General features: G+C 55.5%; 5 protein-coding genes. All 5 read left to right on the top strand.

Going from position 1 to position 6,737, the window contains the following annotated elements; all coding sequences use genetic code 11:
• Nucleotides 1-706: 706 nt before the first annotated feature.
• The 5 genes from dppA (at nucleotide 707) to dppF (ending at nucleotide 6,394) form a co-directional block, all read left to right on the top strand.
• Nucleotides 707-2,314, top strand: coding sequence for a dipeptide ABC transporter periplasmic-binding protein DppA (gene dppA, locus RTN40_RS08675; protein WP_312228116.1), 1,608 nt, complete (start codon nucleotides 707-709; stop codon nucleotides 2,312-2,314).
• Nucleotides 2,315-2,455: 141 nt separating this feature from the next.
• A complete protein-coding gene (gene dppB, locus RTN40_RS08670) occupies nucleotides 2,456-3,475 on the top strand; it encodes a dipeptide ABC transporter permease DppB (protein ID WP_312228115.1) in 1,020 nt (339 codons plus the stop codon).
• 9 nt (nucleotides 3,476-3,484) lie between these two features.
• Nucleotides 3,485-4,387 (top strand): dipeptide ABC transporter permease DppC, encoded by a 903-nt coding sequence (gene dppC / locus RTN40_RS08665; protein ID WP_312228114.1) that lies wholly within the window; start codon nucleotides 3,485-3,487, stop codon nucleotides 4,385-4,387.
• Between the two features lie 11 nt (nucleotides 4,388-4,398).
• Entirely contained in the window at nucleotides 4,399-5,391 is a 993-nt protein-coding gene (gene dppD / locus RTN40_RS08660) for a dipeptide ABC transporter ATP-binding protein (RefSeq protein WP_312228113.1), read from the top strand.
• The gene (dppF, locus tag RTN40_RS08655) at nucleotides 5,378-6,394 is read left to right on the top strand and encodes a dipeptide ABC transporter ATP-binding subunit DppF (protein WP_312228112.1); all 1,017 of its coding nucleotides are present in this window, start codon (nucleotides 5,378-5,380) and stop codon (nucleotides 6,392-6,394) included. Before dppD ends, dppF begins: the two co-directional genes overlap by 14 nt.
• Nucleotides 6,395-6,737: the final 343 nt, after the last annotated feature.

The raw sequence follows: 6,737 nt of genomic DNA, 5'->3' as shown, positions 1-6,737 counted from the left end.
AGTAATCCTCTATCACCGACCAAATTTAAAAGCCTGCTCTTAGAGCAGGCTTTTTTGCATTTGTGCCTGACTGAACTCCCTGCTCGGGTCTACATCGTTTCGCCGGGTGGCGGCTCCGCCTTACCCGGCCTACATGCCTCTTCACCTTTATCGTCCCGCCGACTTTTCACCTCGTTTGTTAACTGTTTTGTGACATATTCCATTGTATTTATTTATATATAGATGAATCTTTTTTCGCGTTGCTTATGGTTAACTCAGCATTTTCCGCTGTGCGTTTTAACGTTCGCGGTATTAATCGCTCAGATATTCATCATCCTGTCAGAAATTTTTCACAATATTTGCTAATGCAAAACGCTGGTTCAAGTGGTCTGCGGAGTTAATCGTCCTGCCATGCAGGCCATAGCACAAATTTCTCTGCTGGAAATAGCGGATTGCGCTTTTTTTACGCTTTGTTTGTTAATTCTCACCTTCGGTGTAAAACCCGGTTACCTGTATTGACGTTTTGACATTCTGTTGACAGATTGTAGGGCATGAGGGGCATTTCATGGAGAATCTGCACTGCAACTCAGTCAACCTTTTGAAAGGAATCACCTCCCCTTAAGCTGCCTTTGGGCACCGCCGACCAGACCGGTAAAAAATAAATAAAGGTTTGTCGGTTATACCCGCTGCAACGGGTAAACAACACATATCACATTGGAGCAGAATAATGAGTATTTCCTTGAAGAAGTCAGGGATGCTGAAGCTTGGTCTCAGCCTGGTGGCTCTGACCGTCGCAGCAAGTGTGCAGGCCAAAACCCTGGTTTACTGTTCTGAAGGTTCGCCGGAGGGTTTTAACCCGCAGCTCTTTACTTCTGGTACTACCTATGACGCCAGCTCTGTACCGATCTACAACCGCCTGGTTGAATTTAAAATCGGTACCACAGAGGTGATCCCGGGCCTGGCTGAGAAGTGGGAAGTCAGCGAAGACGGTAAGACCTACACCTTCCACCTGCGTCAGGGCGTGAAGTGGCAAGATAATAAAGAGTTCAAACCAACGCGTGACTTCAATGCCGACGACGTGGTGTTCTCCTTCGATCGCCAGAAAAATGCGAATAACCCGTACCATAAAGTCTCTGGCGGCAGCTATGAATACTTCGAAGGCATGGGCCTGCCAGACCTGATTAGCGAAGTGAAAAAAGTGGACGATAATACCGTTCAGTTTGTTCTTTCGCGTCCGGAAGCACCGTTCCTGGCTGACCTGGCAATGGACTTCGCATCCATCATGTCAAAAGAGTATGCGGATAATATGCTGAAAGCCGGCACGCCGGAAAAAATCGACCTGAACCCAATCGGTACCGGTCCGTTCCAGCTGCTGCAGTACCAGAAAGACTCCCGCATCCTGTACAAAGCGTTTGAAGGCTTCTGGGGCACCAAGCCGCAGATCGATCGTCTGGTCTTCTCCATCACGCCTGACGCCTCTGTACGCTATGCAAAACTGCAGAAAAACGAATGCCAGGTGATGCCGTATCCAAACCCGGCTGACATCGCGCGTATGAAGCAGGATAAAAACCTGAACCTGATGGAGCAGGCGGGCCTGAACGTGGGCTACCTCTCTTTCAACACCGAGAAAAAACCATTTGATGATGTGAAAGTGCGCCAGGCGCTGACCTACGCGGTCAACAAAGATGCGATCATCAAAGCCGTTTACCAGGGTGCTGGCACCGCGGCGAAAAACCTGATCCCACCGACCATGTGGGGCTATAACGACGACGTTAAGGATTATACTTACGACGTTGAGAAGGCTAAACAGCTGCTGAAAGAAGCCGGTCAGGATAAAGGCTTCACCGTTGAGCTGTGGGCGATGCCGGTACAGCGTCCGTACAACCCGAACGCTCGCCGTATGGCTGAGATGATTCAGGCTGACTGGGCGAAGATTGGCGTTCAGGCCAAAATCGTGACCTACGAGTGGGGCGAGTACCTGAAGCGTGCTAAAGCTGGCGAACACCAGGCGGTGATGATGGGCTGGACCGGCGACAATGGGGATCCGGATAACTTCTTCGCGACCCTGTTCAGCTGCGATGCGGCAAAACAAGGCTCTAACTACTCTCGCTGGTGCTACAAGCCGTTTGAAGATCTGATTCAGCCGGCGCGCGCCGCTGACGATCACAACAAGCGTATCGAGCTTTACAAGCAGGCTCAGGTGGTAATGCACGATCAGGCTCCGGCGCTGATTATTGCTCACTCCACCGTGTACGAGCCAGTGCGTAAAGAGGTGAAAGGCTACGTTGTTGATCCATTAGGCAAACACCACTTCGAAAACGTGTCTGTCGAATAATAAAAAGTAACGCCGGGTACGCGGCGCTGCCAGGTCTACCCGTGTAGGCCGGGTAAGCGCAGCGCCACCCGGCAGTAGTCATTTGTGAGCAATACAGACTGAGCGCCGCCAGGCGTAACGTCACTACTGAGAATCCGGGTTATGTTGCAGTTCATCCTCCGACGTCTGGGATTAGTTATCCCGACGTTTATCGGTATCACCCTTCTCACCTTTGCCTTTGTCCATATGATCCCCGGTGACCCGGTGATGATCATGGCAGGTGAGCGTGGTATCTCCCCCGAGCGCCATGCGCAGCTGTTAGCTGAGCTGGGCCTCAACAAGCCGCTGTGGCAGCAGTACGTCAACTACGTATGGGGCGTTCTGCACGGCGACTTAGGCATTTCCCTGAAAAGCCGTCTTCCGGTGTGGGACGAGTTCGTGCCGCGTTTTCAAGCGACCCTGGAGCTCGGCGTCTGCGCCATGATTTTTGCCGTGGCCGTTGGTATTCCGGTAGGCGTACTTGCTGCCGTGAAGCGCGGATCCATTTTCGACCACACTGCGGTAGGCCTGGCCCTGACCGGCTACTCTATGCCTATCTTCTGGTGGGGCATGATGCTGATCATGCTGGTCTCGGTGCAGCTCAACCTGACTCCCGTCTCGGGACGCGTCAGCGATATGGTGTTCCTTGACGACAGCAATCCGCTTACCGGCTTTATGCTGATCGACACCGCCATCTGGGGTGAAGAGGGCAACTTTATCGATGCGCTGGCGCATATGATCCTGCCTGCGGTGGTGCTGGGCACGATCCCGCTGGCGGTGATCGTCCGTATGACCCGTTCAGCAATGCTGGAAGTGTTGGGCGAGGACTATATCCGTACCGCCCGCGCCAAGGGTCTGACCCGCATGCGCGTAATTATCGTTCACGCCCTGCGTAACGCCATGCTGCCGGTAGTCACCGTGATCGGTCTGCAGGTGGGAACGATGCTGGCCGGGGCGATCCTGACCGAAACCATCTTCTCCTGGCCGGGGCTGGGCCGCTGGCTGATTGATGCGCTGCAGCGCCGTGATTATCCGGTGGTGCAGGGCGGGGTACTGCTGGTAGCGACGATGATTATCCTCGTCAACCTGCTGGTCGATCTGCTCTATGGCGTGGTGAACCCGCGTATTCGGCACAAGAAGTAAGGGGCCATCATGTCACAAGTTACTCAAGATAAAGTTATCTCCGCACCGGTACCGATGACGCCGCTGCAGGAGTTCTGGCACTACTTCAAACGCAACAAAGGCGCGGTAGTCGGCCTGGTGTACGTTATCGTGGTGCTGATTATTGCTATTTTTGCCAACTGGATTGCGCCCTATAACCCGGCGGAGCAGTTCCGTGACGCGCTGCTGGCCCCGCCTGCGTGGCAGGACGGCGGCAGCCTGGCGCATATCCTCGGTACCGACGATGTTGGCCGCGACGTTATGTCGCGCCTGATGTACGGCGCACGCCTGTCGCTGCTGGTGGGCTGTCTGGTGGTAGTGCTGTCGCTGATTATGGGCGTCGTGCTCGGGCTGATAGCGGGCTACTTCGGCGGCATCGTTGATAATATCATCATGCGCGTGGTCGATATCATGCTGGCGCTGCCGAGCCTGCTGCTGGCGCTGGTGCTGGTTGCGGTCTTTGGCCCGTCGATAGTTAACGCCTCGCTGGCGCTAACCTTCGTGGCGCTGCCACACTACGTGCGCTTAACGCGTGCCGCCGTGCTGGTAGAGGTCAACCGCGACTACGTTACCGCCTCGCGGGTGGCGGGCGCGGGCGCGATGCGCCAGATGTTCGTCAACATTCTCCCTAACTGCCTTGCGCCGCTGATCGTTCAGGCATCGCTTGGCTTCTCTAACGCCATTCTCGATATGGCCGCCCTTGGCTTCCTTGGCATGGGTGCGCAGCCGCCAACGCCGGAGTGGGGCACCATGCTCTCCGACATGTTGCAGTTCGCACAGAGTGCCTGGTGGGTCGTGACCTTCCCGGGTCTGGCGATCCTGCTGACGGTGCTGGCATTTAACCTGATGGGTGACGGTCTGCGTGATGCACTCGATCCCAAACTGAAGCAGTAAGAGGCACGAGAATGGCGTTATTGAATATTGATCAACTGTCGGTGCACTTCGGCGACGAAGGGACACCGTTCCGTGCCGTAGACCGCGTAAGCTACAGCGTTGAGCAGGGCGAAGTGGTCGGCATTGTCGGAGAGTCCGGCTCCGGTAAATCCGTCAGTTCGCTGGCGATTATGGGCCTGATTGACTTCCCAGGCCGGGTGATGGCTGAGAAGCTGGAGTTTAACGGCCAGGACCTGAAGCGCATCTCGGAAAAAGAGCGGCGTAACCTGGTGGGGGCCGACGTGGCGATGATCTTCCAGGATCCGATGACCAGCCTTAACCCGTGCTATACGGTTGGCTTCCAGATCATGGAAGCCATTAAGGTGCACCAGGGCGGCAGCAAGCAAACCCGCCGCCAGCGGGCTATCGACCTGCTGAACCAGGTTGGCATTCCGGATCCGGCGTCGCGCCTTGACGTTTACCCGCATCAGCTCTCCGGCGGGATGAGCCAGCGCGTAATGATTGCGATGGCCATCGCCTGCCAGCCGAAGCTGCTGATTGCTGACGAACCGACCACTGCGCTGGACGTGACCATCCAGGCGCAGATTATCGAGCTGCTGCTGGAGTTACAGCAGAAAGAGAACATGGCGCTGATCCTGATCACCCACGATCTGGCGCTGGTGGCCGAAGCCGCACACAAAATCATCGTGATGTACGCAGGCCAGGTGGTAGAGACCGGACAGGCGGGCGATATTTTCCGCGCGCCGCGTCACCCTTATACCCAGGCGCTGCTGCGTGCGCTGCCGGAGTTTGCGCAGGATAAAGCCCGTCTGGCCTCGCTGCCGGGCGTGGTGCCGGGTAAATACGATCGCCCGACCGGCTGCCTGCTCAATCCGCGCTGCCCGTATGCCACGGATAAATGCCGCGTCGAAGAGCCAGGTCTGAACCTGGTGGACAACGGACGTCGTTCAAAATGTCACTATCCACTCGATGATGCCGGGAGGCCTAACTATGAGTACGCATGAGGCCACAACCCCTGTGCTGTTGCAGGCTATTGACCTGAAAAAACACTACCCGGTGAAGAAAGGGCTGTTTGCCCCGGAGCGCCTGGTGAAAGCCCTGGACGGCGTCTCGTTCTCCCTCGAACGTGGGAAAACGTTGGCGGTGGTGGGCGAATCCGGCTGTGGTAAATCGACGCTTGGCCGCCTGCTGACCATGATAGAAACGCCAACCGGCGGCGAGCTGTACTATCAGGGGCAGGATCTGCTCAAGCACGATCCGCAGGCGCAGAAGCTGCGCCGGCAGAAGATTCAGATCGTGTTCCAGAACCCCTATGGCTCGCTGAACCCACGCAAAAAAGTGGGTCAGATTCTGGAGGAGCCGCTGCAGATTAACAGCAATCTCAGCAAAGCCGAGCTGCGAGAAAAAGCGCTGGCAATGATGGCGAAGGTAGGCCTGAAAACCGAGCATTACGATCGCTACCCGCATATGTTCTCTGGCGGCCAGCGTCAGCGTATTGCCATCGCCCGCGGCCTGATGCTCGATCCGGACGTAGTGATTGCCGATGAGCCAGTATCGGCGCTCGACGTCTCCGTGCGTGCGCAGGTGCTGAACCTGATGATGGATCTGCAGCAGGACCTGGGACTCTCCTACGTCTTTATCTCCCACGATCTGTCGGTGGTAGAGCACATTGCCGATGAAGTGATGGTGATGTACCTCGGCCGCTGCGTAGAGAAGGGCACCAAGGAGCAGATTTTCAGCAATCCGCGCCATCCGTATACCCAGGCACTGCTCTCCGCGACGCCGCGCCTGAATCCGGACGATCGTCGGGAGCGTATCAAGCTGACCGGCGAGCTGCCCAGCCCGCTGAATCCGCCGCCGGGCTGTGCTTTCAGCGCCCGCTGCCGCCGTCGCTTTGGTCCCTGTACCCAGCTTCAGCCGCAGCTGAAATCGTACGGCGGCCAGCTGGTGGCCTGCTTTGCGGTTGACCAGGATGAGAATGGCGAAAAGCCAATTAACCCTGCCTGAGCAACCTGATTTACCGACCCCAAAACCGGAGCATAGTCTCCGGTTTTTTTATTCCTTAAAAGCTGACGCAGCGTAGGCCTGATAAGCATAGCGCCATCAGGCTTTGCAATAATATCGATGACTGCTGCACGCTAAATTATTTCAGAATATTTCACACAGTAACAATTTATTAAATTAAGAACTATCTTATTCAACCTGTTACGCTGAAATGGGGCGCTAAACATACCTTTTTCAAAGTGGGGTTTGCGTTAAATTAGCATTATATTCCAGTAAGTTAATGCCTATGCATTATTTAAAGCTGTGCTGTTTTTTTCCGCAAAAACAGATAGCATGTGTCCCGCGA

The sequence above is a fragment of the Pseudescherichia sp. genome (assembly GCF_031987975.1).
In the GTDB taxonomy this organism is placed as follows: Bacteria; Pseudomonadota; Gammaproteobacteria; order Enterobacterales; family Enterobacteriaceae; genus Pseudescherichia.
Note: the sequence above shows the minus strand (reverse complement) of the source record. Positions and strands in the feature narration are given on the sequence as shown.

Coding starts and splice junctions, on each gene's coding strand:
- dppA (WP_312228116.1), top strand. CDS start 707: ATGAGTATTTCCTTGAAGAAGTCAGGGATGCTGAAGCTTGGTCTCAGC.
- dppB (WP_312228115.1), top strand. CDS start 2,456: ATGTTGCAGTTCATCCTCCGACGTCTGGGATTAGTTATCCCGACGTTT.
- dppC (WP_312228114.1), top strand. CDS start 3,485: ATGTCACAAGTTACTCAAGATAAAGTTATCTCCGCACCGGTACCGATG.
- dppD (WP_312228113.1), top strand. CDS start 4,399: ATGGCGTTATTGAATATTGATCAACTGTCGGTGCACTTCGGCGACGAA.
- dppF (WP_312228112.1), top strand. CDS start 5,378: ATGAGTACGCATGAGGCCACAACCCCTGTGCTGTTGCAGGCTATTGAC.